The 16,412-nt window shown below is 64.7% G+C and carries 11 protein-coding genes and 1 pseudogene; 7 read left to right on the forward strand and 5 right to left on the reverse strand.

Features of this window, described 5'->3' with window-relative positions; all coding sequences use genetic code 11:
- The first annotated feature begins 234 nt into the window (after positions 1-234).
- The 7 genes and pseudogenes from FPZ24_RS10440 (at position 235) to FPZ24_RS10465 (ending at position 8,840) form a co-directional block, all read left to right on the forward strand.
- Positions 235-4,341, forward strand: a complete 4,107-nt coding sequence (locus FPZ24_RS10440) for a beta strand repeat-containing protein (protein WP_186728735.1) — start codon at positions 235-237, stop codon at positions 4,339-4,341.
- Positions 4,342-4,526: 185 nt separating this feature from the next.
- Positions 4,527-4,628, forward strand: a pseudogene (locus FPZ24_RS17950) (PEPxxWA-CTERM sorting domain-containing protein); the annotation flags it as partial.
- Between the two features lie 71 nt (positions 4,629-4,699).
- The gene (locus FPZ24_RS10450) at positions 4,700-5,041 is read left to right on the forward strand and encodes a hypothetical protein (protein WP_146571752.1); all 342 of its coding nucleotides are present in this window, start codon (positions 4,700-4,702) and stop codon (positions 5,039-5,041) included.
- 62 nt (positions 5,042-5,103) lie between these two features.
- Positions 5,104-5,319 (forward strand): hypothetical protein, encoded by a 216-nt coding sequence (locus FPZ24_RS17190; RefSeq protein ID WP_186728737.1) that lies wholly within the window; start codon positions 5,104-5,106, stop codon positions 5,317-5,319.
- A gap of 1 nt (position 5,320) precedes the next feature.
- The gene (locus tag FPZ24_RS10455; RefSeq protein ID WP_186728739.1) at positions 5,321-6,694 is read left to right on the forward strand and encodes an APC family permease; all 1,374 of its coding nucleotides are present in this window, start codon (positions 5,321-5,323) and stop codon (positions 6,692-6,694) included.
- A gap of 102 nt (positions 6,695-6,796) precedes the next feature.
- On the forward strand, positions 6,797-7,849 hold the full coding sequence (locus FPZ24_RS10460) for an MBL fold metallo-hydrolase (protein WP_146571756.1): 1,053 nt from the start codon (positions 6,797-6,799) through the stop codon (positions 7,847-7,849).
- 40 nt (positions 7,850-7,889) lie between these two features.
- Positions 7,890-8,840 (forward strand): Gfo/Idh/MocA family protein, encoded by a 951-nt coding sequence (locus FPZ24_RS10465; RefSeq protein WP_146571758.1) that lies wholly within the window; start codon positions 7,890-7,892, stop codon positions 8,838-8,840.
- On the opposite strand, the gene FPZ24_RS10470 is transcribed toward FPZ24_RS10465, so the two are convergent.
- The 5 genes from FPZ24_RS10470 to FPZ24_RS10490 all read right to left on the reverse strand — a co-directional run bounded on the left by FPZ24_RS10470 (position 8,837) and on the right by FPZ24_RS10490 (position 16,346).
- On the reverse strand, positions 8,837-10,108 hold the full coding sequence (locus FPZ24_RS10470) for an MFS transporter (protein WP_146571760.1): 1,272 nt from the start codon (positions 10,106-10,108) through the stop codon (positions 8,837-8,839). The two genes, FPZ24_RS10465 and FPZ24_RS10470, sit on opposite strands and share 4 nt — an antisense overlap.
- Positions 10,109-10,113: 5 nt before the next feature.
- Entirely contained in the window at positions 10,114-11,142 is a 1,029-nt protein-coding gene (locus FPZ24_RS10475; protein ID WP_186728741.1) for an alpha/beta hydrolase, read from the reverse strand.
- A 2-nt stretch (positions 11,143-11,144) separates the two neighbouring features.
- Positions 11,145-12,644 (reverse strand): alpha,alpha-trehalase TreF, encoded by a 1,500-nt coding sequence (gene treF / locus FPZ24_RS10480; RefSeq protein ID WP_240047419.1) that lies wholly within the window; start codon positions 12,642-12,644, stop codon positions 11,145-11,147.
- 217 nt (positions 12,645-12,861) lie between these two features.
- Positions 12,862-13,884, reverse strand: coding sequence for a substrate-binding domain-containing protein (locus FPZ24_RS10485; protein WP_146571766.1), 1,023 nt, complete (start codon positions 13,882-13,884; stop codon positions 12,862-12,864).
- A 92-nt stretch (positions 13,885-13,976) separates the two neighbouring features.
- Positions 13,977-16,346 carry a TonB-dependent receptor gene (locus FPZ24_RS10490; RefSeq protein WP_186728743.1) on the reverse strand — a complete coding sequence of 790 codons (2,370 nt, stop codon included), beginning with the start codon at positions 16,344-16,346 and terminating at the stop codon, positions 13,977-13,979.
- Positions 16,347-16,412 lie beyond the last annotated feature (66 nt).

The following is a 16,412-nucleotide window of genomic DNA, read 5'->3' on the forward strand; positions in this document are numbered from 1 at the left end:
CCTCCCCCAAGGATAACTTTATATATAGCAATGGTATCGTTCGGCCAATCCCGCGAATGCTCTGGAGGCCCTGTCCCGATCTGGGGCAAAGCGAAAAAATATCGTACGTTTAGTACAAACGGCTGATGCGAGCCCCCGACGAGCGACCCTAACCAATCGTTAACTTCGAGAGCCGGTGCGCCCCCGAGTCGGTGGGGGCGATCGGCGATTGTATGGTTCATGAGGGGGTAGTTCATGTCTTCGCTCGCGCTTCGCCGTTTGGCTCTCGCTTCGACCAGTCTCGCCATGGTGGCCGGACTCCCATCCGCCGCCCACGCAGCCACGTGCAGCTGGCTGACCGCCGCCGGCAACTGGGCGACCACCGGCAATTGGAGCTGCGGCGTCGTACCCACGGGCGCGGATGACGTGGTCATCACCATTGCGGGGGGCACGGTCAGCTTGACCGGCGCGGTCGGACAGGCGTCGACGCTGACGCTCGGCAGCGGCAACACGCTCAACGTTTCGGGGACCGACCTCATCGTCGGCAGCACGCTGACGAACAACGGCACGATCACCTTCGGCGGAAACGCGCGGTTCCGCTCGGGTGGCACGCTCAACATCGACGGCACCGGCACGATCGCGCTCGACAATAGCGGAGGCTATGCCCGCATCGGCGAGTTCGGCGGCACGTTCAACTTCGGGTCGGGCCAGACGATCCGCGGCCAGGGCGAACTCGGGTTCGGCCAAGGCACGTTCAGCAACGCCGGATTGGTGTCGGCCGACATTTCGGGCGCGACATTGGTCGTCGATACCGCCGGGGGCAATGGGTCGACGTCGTTCGTCAACACCGGCATCATGCAAGCGACCGGCGGCGGCATCCTCAGGTTCGACGGCGGCGGCTACGACAACAGCGCGGGCACCATCCGCGCGATCAACGGCGGCACCGTCGCGATCGCCAACGACGCCCGCATCATCGGCGGGACGCTCAGCAATAGCACCGGCGGCATGCTGACGACCGCACCCGGCAACACATCCTATCTGCAGAACGTGACCGTTATGTCGGGCAGCAACCTCGTCATGGGCGCGAATTCGGATATCCTGGTCAACGGCGCGCTGACGATCAACGGCACCCTGACGACGGCGGCGGCCACGCGTCTGCGCGCCGAGACGGCGAACGTCACGCTCAACGGCACGGGCGACATTCTGCTCGACAATTCGGTCAGCTATGCGCGCATCGGCGAATTCGGCGGCAACTTCACGATCGCGGCAGGCCTGACGGTGCACGGCGCCGGCGAGCTCGGCTTCAACAACGCGAGCTTCACGAACAACGGGCTGGTGTCGGCGGATGCGTCGGGACGAACGCTTGTCGTCGATAGCGCTGGCAACAACGGCAGCACGTCGTTCGTCAACACCGCAATCATGCAGGCGACCGGCGGCGGCACGCTGCGGTTCGACGGTGGGGCCTACGACAATAATGCCGGCGTCATTCGCGCGACCAACAGCGGCATCGTGCTGATCAACAATGACGCACGGATTATCGGTGGGACCCTGACGGGTAATACGGGCGGTACCATCACGACCAGCGGTACGTCCTTCCTGCAGAACGTGACATTGAGCGCGGGAACGCCGCTCAACATGGGGGCGAACTCCGACATCATCATCAACGGCACCCTGACCAACAACGGCACGCTGAACATGGGCGCGAGCACGCGCCTGCGTGCCGAAGGCGGCGGCGTCGTGACGATCAACGGCACCGGCAATATCGTGATGAATGCGGGTCCCGGCGTCTACTCGCGGATCGGGGAGTTCGGCGGGACCTTCATCTTCGGATCGAACCAGAACGTATCCGGATCGGGCGAGATCGGCTTCAACAACGCGCTGATCGCCAACAACAATTTGTTCACCTTCGCGGCGGGCAGTAACGTGAACATCGACGGCGCCGGCGGCAATGGCGGCGTCAGCGGCGGACTGGGCGCGGGCGGCAACGCCGGGTTCCTCAACAACGGGACGATTCTGGCCGACAATAGCTCGGTCCATATTCTCGGCGGCCTGTACGACAACCAAACCGGCGTCATGCGCGCGATCAACGGCGGCACGGTCGAGATCAACAACGACGCGCGCATTGTCGGCGGCACGCTGAGCACGGCGACGGGCGGCACTATCACAACGGCCGGAACGTCCTTCCTGCAGAACGCGACACTAGCGGCGGGCAGCAACCTCGTCATGGGCGCGAACACGGATGTTCTCGTCAACGGCACGCTGACGACCAACGGCACGTTCCGGATGGCGGCCAGCACGCGGCTGCGCGCCGAGAGCGCCGGCGCCGTCACGCTGAACGGCACCGGCGACATCATCCTCGATAACAGCGCGCCCGGCTCCTATTCGCGCATCGGCGAATTCGGCGGCAATTTCACGCTCGCGTCAGGCCTGACGATCCACGGCCAAGGCGAGATCGGATTCAACAATGCGAGCTTCACCAACAGCGCGTTGATCTCGGCGGACGTGTCCGGCGCGACGCTCGCGATCGATCCGGCCGGCGGCAACGGCACGGTATCGTTCATCAATAAGGCCATTCTGCAAGCGACCAACAGCGGTACGCTGTCGATCGGCGGCGGCGACTATGACAATGCGACGGGCATCATCCGGGCGGTCGGCAACGGCACCGTCATCCTGCAGAACGACGCGCGCATCATCGGCGGTTCGCTGACATCCAACACCGGCGGTCTGATCACCAACGCGTCGGGCCAATACTTCCTGCAGAACACGACGCTGACCGCGGGCAGCAACTTGACGATGGGGGCCGCTTCCGACCTCCTCATCAACGGGACGCTGACGGTCAACGGCACGCTGACGACGGCGGGCTCGACGCGGTTGCGCGCCGAGGGTGCGGGTGCCGTGACGATCAACGGCACCGGCAACGTCATCCTCGACAGCTCGGCCGGCTATTCGCGTATCGGCGAATTCGGCGGCGCCTTCACCTTCGGGTCGGGGCTGACCGTTCAGGGGTCAGGCGAGATCGGATTCAACAATTCCATCCTGACCAACAACGGACTGATTTCCGCCGATGCCGGCACGGGGATGAACCTCGACGTCGCCGGCGGCAGCGGCGGCGTGAGCGGCGGGCTCGGCACCAGCGGCATTGCCGGATTGTTCAACACCGGCACCATCCAGGCCGCCAACGGCAAGACGATGTCGGTCCAGGGTGGCCTTTACGAAAATAGCGCAACCGGTACGATCGGCGCGATCGGCGCGGACAGCCAGTTCGTGATGAACAACGACGCCAACCTAGCGAACCTGCAGGCGGGCAACGTCCTCAGCCTGGGCAACTACGTCTCATCGACGACCGGCGCGGCGAGCACGCTGTCGTTGCGCGGCACGGGAGCCAACAGCATCGAGACGATCGGCACGGGTGGTGCGACGACCGACACCATCGTCACGCTGTCCGGCGCGAATTCAGTGTTCAACGTCACCAACTTCAACACCGGCGTGAACACGACGCTCGACAGCACGCTGACCACGGTTGCTCGCTCGGGTCGCTTGAACATCCTGGGCGGTCGCGACTTCAACGTCGTCGGCGGGTCGGGCAGCCTGACCAATAACGGCATCGTCCAACTCGGCGGCGGCGCGCTGACCTCGACGGCGTCGGCCGGCACCAACACCGGCCTGATGACCGGGTTCGGGTCGATCGGGTTCAACATCACCAACAGTGGCACCGTAGAGGCGGCCGGCGGGACGCTGGCGACGCGGACCATCACCGGCACGACCGGCACGATGCGCTCGAACGCCGGCGGGACGCTCGACATTTCGGGCGGTGCAGCGGACTCGACCACCGGGTTTCTGACCAACAACGGCAATCTGACGCTGGGCGCCCGGAGCGTCACCGTCACCAGCGACTATCAGAATGCGAACTTCGGATCGGGCAATGCGTTCGTCGCGCACTCCAACGTCAGCGGCAGCGGGCTGATCCTCGCCGCCAGCGCGACGATGGATCTGTCGGGACCAGGCTTGAGCGGCAACACGCTCAACGTCGGCAACGTTCGCCTGGGCACAACTTCACCTCGACCGACCCCGATCTCGCGCCGGTCGCCCTCGCCGCGCAGCAAGTCAACTATGTCGGCACCGTCACCGAACTGGCGATCGCGGAAATCACCAAGGCTGCGGGTACGGGAACGCTCAGTGGATCGGCGCAGAACTACATCCTCGACCTCGGCTCGTTCGCCGCGGGGGCGGGATCGGTCTCGACCGACCTCGGGGTGCGCAACGCCAATCTGGGCCAGTCCTATTCGGAAATGCTGGCCGGCCTGTTCGCCTCGTCGGGTAGCACCGGCTACACCTTCGCGGACACGCCGTTCTCGGGCCTGACCGGGGGCAGCACCGACACGAACAACCTGCTGACCTTCAACTATACCGGGCTGGGTGCGGGTATCTACAACAACACGCTGACCTTCAGCGGCCGCAGCCAGTATGCGGGCCTCAACGACTTCGCGCTGACGCCGATCACCATCACCGTCCGCGCGACGGTGACCGGTACCGGCCCGGTCGATCCCGGCGCGGTACCCGAGCCCGCGACCTGGACGATGATGATCCTCGGCTTAGGCCTGATCGGCGGGTCGATGCGTCGGCGCACCGCGCAGCGCACCGCCGCGTAAGGCAGTCCCTTGCGCAGGGTAGGCGCAACATGCCTACCCTGCGTCGTGGCATTTTGAAGGGGGGGTCTTCCATGTCCACCGAAACACCGAACTGGCTCGACCGCACGACGGCGATCGGCGGATTGCTCGTGCTTGTCCTCGTCGTGATGACCGTCGTGGTCGCCAGCCAAAACCGCAGCCTTCAACAGCAGGTCGCCGACGGCCAGGCCAAGCTCGCGAGCGCGCAGGCGGCGGGCAACGTCAATTCTACGCTGATCCGAATGCTGGCCAGCGCCGCGGCCGACAATAACGACGCCGCGATCAAGGCATTGTTGACCGAAAACGGCATCACCTTCAAATCGAATGCCAAGGCGCCCGATTCCGCCGCCAAGACCGACGACAAGAGCGGTGACGCCAAGAAGGATGCGAAATGAGCATGCTGTCCGACCGTCGTTGGGGGCTCCTCCTGACGCAGCTAGCGCTGGCGATATTACTGGTGAGTGAGCTCGTTCAACTCTGGGCAGCCAACGGCAAATTGTCGCAGGCGATCAGCCAGCAAGCCGGCAATGACGAGACGATCAAGCGCATCAACGCGCAGCTCGATTCGCTGGCTCGCGGGACGCAACGGCTGGCGCAGGGCGGGAACGCCAACGCGCAGAAGATCGTCGATCAGCTCGCCGCCAACGGCGTCCAGATCAACGCCAAGCAATAATATGGAGCCGGGCGCGGCCGCCGACGACCGCGCTAATCGACGATTGCCGCGCATTCTCAGCGGCGCGATGGTCGTCGGGCTGACGCTATCGGCGCTATCGCCTGCGGCGTCGGTCTACGTGACGGGGTCGGAGATTCTCAAGCTCGCCGGGACCGGCGCGGCACTCGCGGTGCTGATCGGCGGTGCCGTTGCGGTGCTCGCCTCGCTGATCTACGCGGAATTGGGCTCGGCCTATCCGCGCGCAGGCGGCATCTACCCCGGCATCGATGCGATCCTCGGCCGCGGATGGGCGCTCGCGGTCATCGTCCTGACGCTGGTGACCTCGCCCGCTCTGCTGGCGTTCATTTCCCTCGGCCTGGCCAATTATATCGGCATCTATGCGCCGACCTGGCCCAAGCCGATCATCGCGCTCGTGCTGATCGTAGCCGCTGCGCTCATCGCCGCCACCAAGCTGAAGACGAGCATGCGCGTGGCCACGATCCTGCTGATGATCGAACTCGTCGCGGTCGGCGCGCTAGTCGCGATCGGCGTGTTCGATCACGCGCGCGGCGTAGGCGACGTGCTGCTGACGCCGGTATTGCCCGACAAGGCCGGCGGGCTGATGGCCACGCCCGTGGCAACCATGCTGATCGCCACCCTGTCGGGCGCCTATGCCTGCTCGGGCGCGGGCCTCGCGCTGTATTTCGCGGAGGACATGAAGGGACCCGCGCAAGCGATCGGCAAGCTCGTCGTCATCACCGGTGTGGTGACCGTCATGCTGGTCGCGGGCGCAGTGCTCGCGGTGTCGATGGGCGCGAGCGACCTTCCAGCCACGCTCGGCTCGGACAGCCCGATCGGGACGTACCTGGCCGCCGCGCTCGGCCCGCGTGTCGCGCCCGTGGCGCTCACAGTCGTCGTCCTCGCCATCTTCAACAATTTGATCGCGGGAATGCTCGCGTTCAGCCGCTTCCTCTTCTCGTCCGGCGTCGATCAGATCTGGCCGCACGGACTAAACGTACGGCTGTCCGCCTTGCATCCGCAGTCGGGATCGCCCGTCTATGCGGTGCTTGCGCTATCGCTGGTCGCGGCGGCGATGCTGGTCATCGGCCAACGCAATCTGCTTACGCTGCTCACGGCGGAACTCTTCAGCCCGCTTTCGGTCACGCTGGCGGTGATCGTCGGCCGGTGGCGGCGATTGACGGGCGTCGGGACATTCAGAGCACCGCTATTCCCACTGACGCCTCTTCTGATCCTCGCCGTGCTCGCCTGCTATTTCACGCTCAACTGGCTCGACCACGACCACGGCCGGATCGCACTGATCTGTTTCGGCGTCATCGCGATCGCCTGCTACGCCGGCCACGCTATCCAGGCCCGCATAAACACACGCAGATCCTGATATCCTCGGGCGACGCATCCGAGGCCCTATCGAAAACGATTGCGATTGTTATCGATGTCATTTATCTTTGTTTCTGCATAATTACACCGAGAGGATGACACGATGCGCAGATCGCGAACGCTTTTCCTGGCTGCGCTAGCCGTCACCACGCTGACGGCCGGGACCAGCGGCATCGCCGCCCCCGCGACCGACATCCCCACGCTCGCGACCCAAACGACCGAGGAAGGCCAGACGGTCATCTACGATCGCTATACTTGGCAACGGCGCGAACTCGACAAGCGGCTGCCGGTCACCGAGCCGTGGCCGGACGATTTCAAGATCGGCGCGACCCTGCAACGCTACAAGCTCGACACGCCACCGATCCCGGCCACCCTTCCCCTCCCCGCACGCATCATGACCGACGTGTATCTGGTCAATGCCGAGCCCAATCTGGTCTATCTGATCGATGCCGGCGCCGATGGTCTGGTACTGGTCGATCCCGGACTGACCATGACCGTGCCGGCGATCCTCAAAAACGTGGAGAAGCTCGGCTTCTCGCCCAGCCAGATCAAATGGGTGATCAACACCCACGCGCATTTCGACCATTCGATGGCCGACGCCGCATTCCAGAAACTCGGTGCCAAGATCCTGGTCGGACGCCCCGACGTCGCTGCCGTCGAGAAAGGCACATACGTCACCGGAAAATACGCATTCCCCGCGCTGACGAAGGGCGTTTATCCGACGCTGAAGGTCGATTGGCCGGTGGACGACGGTGAGGAACTCAAACTCGGCAACAAGACCTTCGTCGCGATCGCCACGCCCGGGCACACGCCGGGTTCGACCTGTTATTGGCTGACGATCGACGGAAAGAATATCCTGTTCGGCGGCGACACGATCCTGTTCGATTATCGGCTGGGTGCCAATTTGCCGAGCTTCGCCGACGCGCAGGCTTATTTCACGTCGCTCAAGAAGCTCGCTTTCTACGGGCTCTATCCCAACACGACACGGTGGGACGTGCTGCTGCCCGGGCACGGCACGATGGTGCTCGACCGCGCTTATATGGACGTGCTGAAGGGCTATCAGCAGGTCGAGCTCAACATGACCGACAACACTCAGGTCCAGGCGCTGCCGTTCGCCACCGACAATTATCGAAAGCTGATGTTCGGCCGTCCGTGATCGGGTTGCGTGCCGGCTCCGGACCGGGAAGGGACGGCGCATGAGAATCGGTCTGCTCGGCGCATCGGCGATTGCACCTGACGCCGTGATCCGTCCCGCGTCGGGGCGCGACGACGTGACGGTATCGACGGTCGCGGCGCGCGATCCCGACCGTGCGAGCGCCTACGCAGCCGAGCACGGCATTCCAGCCGTCGCCGCCGACTATGCGGCACTGGTCGCGCGCGACGACGTCGACCTCGTCTATTGCGCGTTGCCGCCTGTCGCGCATCGGGCGGCGGTGAAGCTCGCTCTCGACGCGGGCAAGCCCGTGCTGCTCGAAAAGCCCTATGCGATGCACGCGGCCGACGCGCGGGCGATCGTCGCGATGGCGGACGCCGCCGGGCTGCCGGTGATCGAGGCCTTTCATTATTTCTTCCACCCGCAATTCCAGCGCGCGCTGTCGCTCGTCGCCGATGGCGCGATCGGTACCGTCGTGAACGCCACGGCCTCGTTCGACGCCGCGATCCCGGACGAGCCGGGTCAGCTACGCTGGGACGCGGCACAGGGCGGCGGCGGGATGATGGATCTGGGCTGTTATTGCGTCCACGCGCTGCGGTCCCTGCTCCGTGTCGAGCCGACCATACGTAGCGCTGGAGGTGTATTCCGCCACGGCGTCGATGCCACCTTGACGGCGCAGCTGGACTTCGCCGGCATACCTGCGACCGTCCATTGCTCGATGCTGGGCGGCACCGATCGCGTGCTCCGGCTTGAAGGAAACTCGGGTCGCCTGACGCTCGACCTGTTCATTGCGCCACACCGGGGCGGCCGGCTGGTACTCGAAACGGCGGCGGGGACGATCGTCGAGCCAGGCGACGCTCGCTCGACCTACGACGCGCAACTCGACCATGTGATCCGCGTGTTTCGCAACGAAGAGGCGCCCAGGACCGGTGGCGCCGATGCGATCGCCAACATGGTGGTGATCGACGCCTGCCGCGCGGCTGCGCACACCTAGGCGACGAGGTCCGGCGACAGCGGTTCGATCGACGCGAGCGGCGTGCGGCGCAGCATGCGCTCGAACACGATCGTCGCGACCAGCAGCAAAGCAAGCGGCGGCAGGATCGCGAGGAATGCCGCCTTCCCGCTCAACGCCGCGAAGATATGCCCGGTAATGAACGACCCGATCGTCCCGCCCAGCGCCGACGAAATCAGGATCAGCCCGGTCATCGCCGCATGCCGGTTTTGCGGCAGGCCGCTCAGCACCGACGAACACAGCGCAGGGTAGATCGGCGCGAGCAACAGGCCGACCACCGGCACGGCGAACGCCGCCGGCGGCAGGTCGAACCAGCCGGCGCGCAGCCCCGCTGCGCTCGGTTGCGTCAGGGGCACGACGACCGCCAGAATGACGACCGACAGCGTCATGCCCACGCCCGTGGTCCACACCCACGGTACGCGTCGCAGCACCAGCCCTGCTCCAAGCCGACCGACCGCGAGACCAGTCGCCCACAGGCTGGCAAGCTGCACCGCCAGCGCCGCCGGCAAGTTCATGACTTCACGGTTGAAGGTCGGCAACCAACTGCCGATGCTCTGTTCGACCAGCACGTCGATAAACGCGCAGACGATGAACGCGACGACGAACGGCCGCGCCAACAATCGCGGCATCGCAAGCCATTGCTCGCCGAGGCTCTGCGTATCGTTTTCCGCCAGACGCTCGTCGAGCGGCGCGAACGCGATCGCCGCGGCGACCAAGAGCGAGGCAATGCCCAGCACCCAATAGACGCCGAGCCAAGTCGGCCGCGCCGGATCGGCGGAATCGATGAACGCGCTGAACAGCCAATAGCTCGACAGCACCCCGATCATGAACATGCCCTCCAGGGCAGAGGTCATGCTGGCATGCTGCTTGCGGCTCTCGGTGATCAGCCCGACGATGACGTAGACCGACGTCTTGGCGATCGCGAACGCCGCGCCGACCACGACGAATTGCAGTTCGAGCAGCCAGAAAGCCGGCGCCAGCGGTACGGCGAAGCACGCCGCCGCGACCGCCAGCAATCCGAGCGCCGTCCCACGCCGATAGCCCAACCGCGCGAGCAATAGCACGACGACGAACGACGCCGCTGCCGCCGACAGATCCTTGCACCCCTCCAGCAACGCCGCCTGGGTCTTGGGCACCTGAAACGTCAGCACCGACTGCAGGATCACCGCCCCGACGCTGTTCATCAGGATCGCGAACAGGAAGAAGGTCAGCGTGATCGCGCCGACGATGGGGAGGTGGCGGCGGTCCATTCGCCTTATCTACCGAGGTGGCCGAGCAGGAATCGCGCCTGTATCTTGAAGGCGCGATCGGATTCGGGCGCGTCGATATATGCCCAGAACGCATGCGGCAGGCCGTCGAACGACACGAGCTTGTTCTCGACCCCCGCTTCCTCGAGCGCGAGGCAGAAGTTCGACGTAGAGCTCACGAAGACATCGCGCGAGCTGGTCATGCACATGGTAGGCGGAAAGCCCTTCAGGTCGCCCAGGATCGGCGAGACCATGGGGTCCGCCGCCGACTGGCCTTTGGGCAAGTAAAACGCATTGAGTAGCCCGGCCAGCATCTCGTAGCTTTTGTTCGCCAATATCGAATCGCCGCGCCGCGACAGATCGAGGTCACCCGAAAATACCCCGAGGACGCTCGGCATCGGTAGCTTCGCGGCGCGGATTCGCATCAGCAGTTCCGGCCCCAAGATCGCCCCGGCCGACGTCCCGTAAATGCCGATATCCTTCGCCGCATGCGTCTTGAGCAACTCGCGATAGACCGCCAGCGCATCGTCGGCCTGGGCGGGAAACGGGCTTTCCGGCGCTTGGCGATAGAGGACAGCCACGACGGGCACGCCGGTCAGCGCCGCGATCGGGATATTCTCCGTCAGCGAACCGGAATCGGTGACGAACCCGCCGCCGTGGAGGTTCAAGAAAACGCGCTTCGACGTGGCGGGCGTGCCCGCCTTGCGGATGAGGCGGACCTTGACCCCACCCATCGTCGATTCGCTGATATCGACAGCATATTTCTTGCGCTGGAGCGCGCCGAAGGTTTGTTGATACTGGTCGATGAACTTACGTTGATCGGCGAGCGACGGCATCTTGTTCGGATTGTCCGTGCTGCCGGTCGTGATCGCGGTGCGCGCCTGTTCGGACAGCGTTGCCGGCAAAGGCTGCATCGTCGGCGCCGGCGTCGGCATGGGGATGGGCGCTGCCGGCGCGGTCGATTGCGCCACGGCGTAGCTCGACATCGCGATCATCGGCAACAACGGCGCCGCGCGCCGAATCCAAGCCTTGGCCATCGTCATCTCCTCTGTTTGTCGCGCTCGGCCAGCAACGCCTTCACCACGCCGTTGGTCCAGCCAAACCCTTGCTGGTTGGGGTATTCGCCGCCGCTGGCCGGGCGGCCGTGTTCGATATCGTATTTCTCGAACAGCGCGCCGGTCTGGTCGTAAAACGCTTCGACCGTCGATAGCCATCGATCGGCGATCATGTCCGCCAGCGCATCGTGTCCGTAACGCCGAAGCCCGGCGACCGCGATCCATTGCAGCGGCGCCCAGCCGTTCGGAGCATCCCATTGCTGCGCCGTTTCGACCGTGGTCGTCCGCAGACCGCCCGGTGCGAGCAGATCGCGCTCGGCCGTGCGCGCGACGTCCGCTGCTTGTTCGGGCGTCGCAATACCGGCGAACAGCGGATATAGTCCGGCAGCGGTCGCGCCGGCGGTCGGCCGCCGTTCGATCCAATGCCAATCGCCGAACCGGCGCTCTTCCGCGATCCAGCAATAATGCAGGATTGCCGCCGCCCGCTGATCGGCGCGTCGACGATAGTCGGCGGCCGTCGTCGCGTCGCCCAACGCCGCACTTTCTTCGGCGATGTGGCGTTCACTGAGATACAGCAGGCAATTGAGATCGACCGGCACGATCGCGCAGGTATCGATCGTCGCCAGACTTGCAGCATCGCGCAGCCAGCGCGAACTGAAGTCCCAGCCGCTTTCGGCAGCGGCGCGCAGGTCACGATACACATCGGCGGTCGGACGATCGGCACCGGCGGCGACCGCGACGTCCTCGGCATACGCCTCGGGCCGCGGCGTGTCGGACGCGTCCCAATATCGATTGAGCACGGCGTCATCGGACAGCCGGACCACATGCGCGCTCGCACCCGGTGCGGCGAGATGGTTCTCGCCTTGCATCCAATAGTCATGTTCGCGGCGTAGTGCCGCGAGACGGCGGCGATGCACGTCGGGCGCCGGATCGCGTGACAGTTGCGTCATCAGCGCGAGGAACGGCGGCTGCGATCGCGACAGGAAATACGACCGCGTGCCGTTGGGGATATGTCCGTACCGCTCGATCAGGGACACGAAATTGTCGAGCATCGACTCGACCAGCGCATCCCGCCCGTCGATCGCCAGCCCCAGCATCGTAAAGTAGCTGTCCCAGTAATATATCTCGCGAAACCGCCCGCCGGGGATGACGTACGGCGACGGCAGCGGAAGCGCGGACGACCATGGCCCACCCGGTTGCGCGGTGACGACGAGATCGTCCCACAACGCGGCGATATGGTCGCCGATGCTTGCCTGATCATCGGGTGGATCGAGCCGAGGTGGTGGTGGCGGATCGAAATTCCGTTCGACGAACGCGCGAAGTTCATCGTCGCCTTGCGGCCGTTGCGCGTCCCATGCCGCCATGATGTCGGCCGGCGCGCGGCGCGGCTCCATGTCGGGAAAGGTCTTGCCGTCGCCGAACAACCGCCGCTGCTGTACCGCGACGAACAGATCGCCGAAGAGTTCGTCGGGTCCGGGCGGCACGGAATTAGCAACAGGGACGTGACGATTCATCGCGCCGCCGCTCCGAGGCAAGTCACGATGACGCTGAAACGGAACATCGACGGCGTCACGCGCAAGGTACCGGCCCCTCCTGCATCGGCCAGCCAGTGCGGCTCGCCAATGACGGGACAGAGCTACTCGCGAATGACATCGATAACAAGAGCGATAATGATATCGATACCAACGAACTGATAAAGCGTCAGTCGGCTTGCGTGGAAGCTCGAACGATCAGTTCGACGGGCAGCGTTTCGGGGTTAGGTTGGGTACCCTCGACCCACGCGAGCATCGTCTCCCCCAACAACTCGCCGGCGCGCTGCCAATCCTGCCGGACCGTCGTCAGCGGGATGGCGGCGTTCGCCGCTGCCGGAATGCCGTCATAGCCGATCACCACCATGTCATCGGGGATCGCGATATTCCGCGCGATCAACGCATCCATCGCGCCGAGCGCGATCATGTCGCTTGCGCCGACGATCGCATCGCCGCGCCAGCCGCCCTCGATCGCCGCATCCACGGCGGCGCGCCCGGCGAGCATCCCGAACTCGCAGGCGCGCGCGGTCACGCGCATCGTTGCGCCACCGCCCTGCTCGAGGCCGGTCAACCGGTCGGCGACTTCCTGATGTTCCTGGTCGCCCAGAAACAGCACGTCGCGACGACCCAGCGCCGCAAGATGCTGTCCGATCAACGCGCCGCCCCGACGATTGTCGCTGCCGATCGTGATCCAGTCGCCGTCGGTCGCCCGCCGCGCACCCCAGACGACGAACGGCAGGCCCATTTCGCTGACCTGGCCGAGCAGTGTATCGTCAGTCCCCTGCCCCAGAAAGATGATGCCGTCGGAATCATGGTCGCCCGATGCCAACACCTGATCCGCGGTCGTTAGAACCAATCGGTAATTCGCCGCCGTCAGGCATTGCAGCAGTCCACCGACCAGCCCCAAGAAGATCGGGTCGGACATCGTGCGGTCGGCGGTCGGGGTCATGTTGATGACCACCGTGACGCTATGATTACGCCGCAGCCGCAGATTGCGCGCCGCGGTGTTAAGCCGATAACCGTGCGTCCGAGCCAATTGCTGGATCTGTTCGCGCACCGGCGCGCGAACCAGCGCGCTGTCCTTCAACGCGCGCGACACCGTGATCTTGGACACACCCGCCAGTTCGGCCAGGTCATCCATCGTCATGCGGCGGCCCGTCCCTGCGAGCTCACTGGCCGATACGCGTTTCGTCATGAGGTGGTTCTAGCCAAATCCGTCCCGCCGCCAAGTGCGCGCAGAACGACCGGCCGCGCGTCATGGGACACGCGCCCGGCGGCCGTCACATGCTAGAAGCGCGCGCGGAGCGACACGCCGTACATCCGCGGCTCACCGAAGATCGCCGTACTGTACCCCGTGGCGTTGTATTGCTGGATCACGTTGGTGCGATAGGTCTTGTTGGTCAGGTTGGTGGCAAACACCGACAGATCGACATGACCGTTGTTGAGGAAGTTGTTCCAATCGATCCGCGCGCCGAGCAGGCCGTACGGATCGACGAAGCTGAACGGCTGCGTCGGGTCGGTATCGCCGACATAGGTCCGCCCCTTCCAGGCGTAGTTCGCGCTCAGTTTGATCTCGCCATACGAATCCGGCACCGGCAGCGTCAGGACGCCGCTGACGTTGAACTGGTTTTTCGGCGTGTAAACGAACGGCAGATTGGTCAGGTCGGTCGGCGGCGTCGTCGGCAGGACGTAGCGATCGTATTTCGCATCGGTATAGGCATAGCCGGCGTTGATCGAGAACAGTCGCCCGAAGCGAATGTCGCCTTCCAGCTCGACGCCTTTGATCGTCGCCTTCGCGGCATTGCCGGTGCCGCCCGTCGTCAGTGCGCCGATCAGCAACGGCACGTTGGCCTGAATGTCGTTATACTTGTTGATGTAGCCCGTGGCGTTGAAATGTCCGCGGACACCGCCGGCGCGCCATTCGGTCTTGATGCCGACTTCGGTCGTCTTGACCGTTTCCGGCCGGAACAGGAAGCCGATGCTGTCGACCGTGCCACCCAGACCGATCAGGATCGGATTGATGCCGCCCGGCTTGTAGCCCTTCTTGTAGTTGGCGAAGAGCAGGATCTTGTCGGTCACCTTATAGTCCGCGCCGAACGCGAAGGAGTCGCCCGACGTCGAGCCGGCGGCCGACAGGTGGCAATTGGGATAGACCGCGCCGAACGGCAGCTGACACAGATCGCCCGGCTTGGGCGACGGCGGCGGGAACGAGATCACGCCCGGATAGACGAGCAGATCGATGCTGACCGCGAAATCGTTCCACGTATAGCGATAGCCGGCGGTCAGGTTCAGTCCGTCGAGCGCCGGGACGATCTTGCCGACGTCGAGACCGAGCTGCCCGAACAGCGCGCGGGATTTCCCGCGCAGGGCCGCGTCGGTCTGATTGGTGGTCGCGACGGTCTGCAACTCCTGCGTATAGGAATTGACGCCGCCCGGCGACGTACGGTCGTAATAGCCGCCGGTCTGAACGCTAAGGGGGCCGAAATTGCCCGTCAGCCGCAATTCTTCGGTGAACTGGATGATGTCGGAATTCCACGAGCCCGGAACATAGGCGCCGTTCGAATTCTGGATCGGAAAGAGCGTGCCGTCATCGTCGCGCGCGCTGTCGGTCTGATACCGGGCGTAGCTGAGAATATTCGTCAGCTTCAGGTTGCTCGTGATGTCGATCGTCGTGCGGTTGTTGATCGAACTCGAGCGCAAGCGATCGCGCGTCTGCGCATCGAGCGAGACATGGCGAACGTCGAGCCCGGCGCGCGCTTGCAACGCCGAATAGACCAGCGCACCGAGCGGCGGCTTGGTCGGGTCTGCCGGGTTGGCGGGATTGTAGTTCGCGGCGAGCAAAACGACCGCGGGACCCTGCTCGTTCGATACGTAGAGCGACCCGACCGTGTAGTTCTCCAGCCAGCTGAACGGGCGCGCGATCAGGCTGGCGCGATAGACGGTCGAATCGCGATTATCGTAGTCGCGCTTGCTGGTGACATCATGGCTGAAACCCTCACGCGTCTGACGCTGAATGCCGGCGCGGAACAACAGTTTGTCGGCGACGATCGGCAGGTTGATCACGCCTTCGACGTCGAGCCGGTTATAGCTGCCGTACGTCCCCATCATATAGCCGCCGAACTCGTTGGTCGGGCGGGCCGGTTCGAACAGGATCGCACCGCCGGTCGTGTTCTGGCCGAACAGCGTCCCCTGGGGTCCGTTGAGTACCTGGATATTCTGCAGATCGAAAAACAGGCCCGGACCCGACGCATAGACCGGCGCTTCGGCGAAATACGGCACGACCGACGGACCGCCGCCCAGACCGGCGGTCAGCGATCCGCCGCGCTGGCCACGAATGGCGAAACTGGTGTTGTTGCGATTGAGGCCGGTGTTGACCGTCAGCGACGGCACCAGCTTCTGCAGATCGGTAACCGTCTGCACGTCCTTCTCGCGCAGTTCGGTGCCGCTCACTGCGGTCAGCGACATCGGAACGTTCTGCTGATTTTCCGACACGCGACGTGCGGTGACGACGATTTCGCCCTCTTGGTCGGGAGAAACCGTGTCGGCCGACACCGCAGTCGTGCTCTGGTCCGGCGCCTCTTGCGCATGCGCGTTGGTGGCGGCGGTCATCGCCATCAGCGAAGCTGCAACGAGCAGCGCGGCGGTGCGATTCGACATGGTTCCTCTCCCGAACGCCGGCGCACCGGCGATTGTTATTGCGCCCCTGACACGCGGCGTGAGCCC

It is taken from the genome of Sphingomonas panacisoli, from assembly GCF_007859635.1.
Classification (GTDB): domain Bacteria; phylum Pseudomonadota; class Alphaproteobacteria; order Sphingomonadales; family Sphingomonadaceae; genus Sphingomonas; species Sphingomonas panacisoli.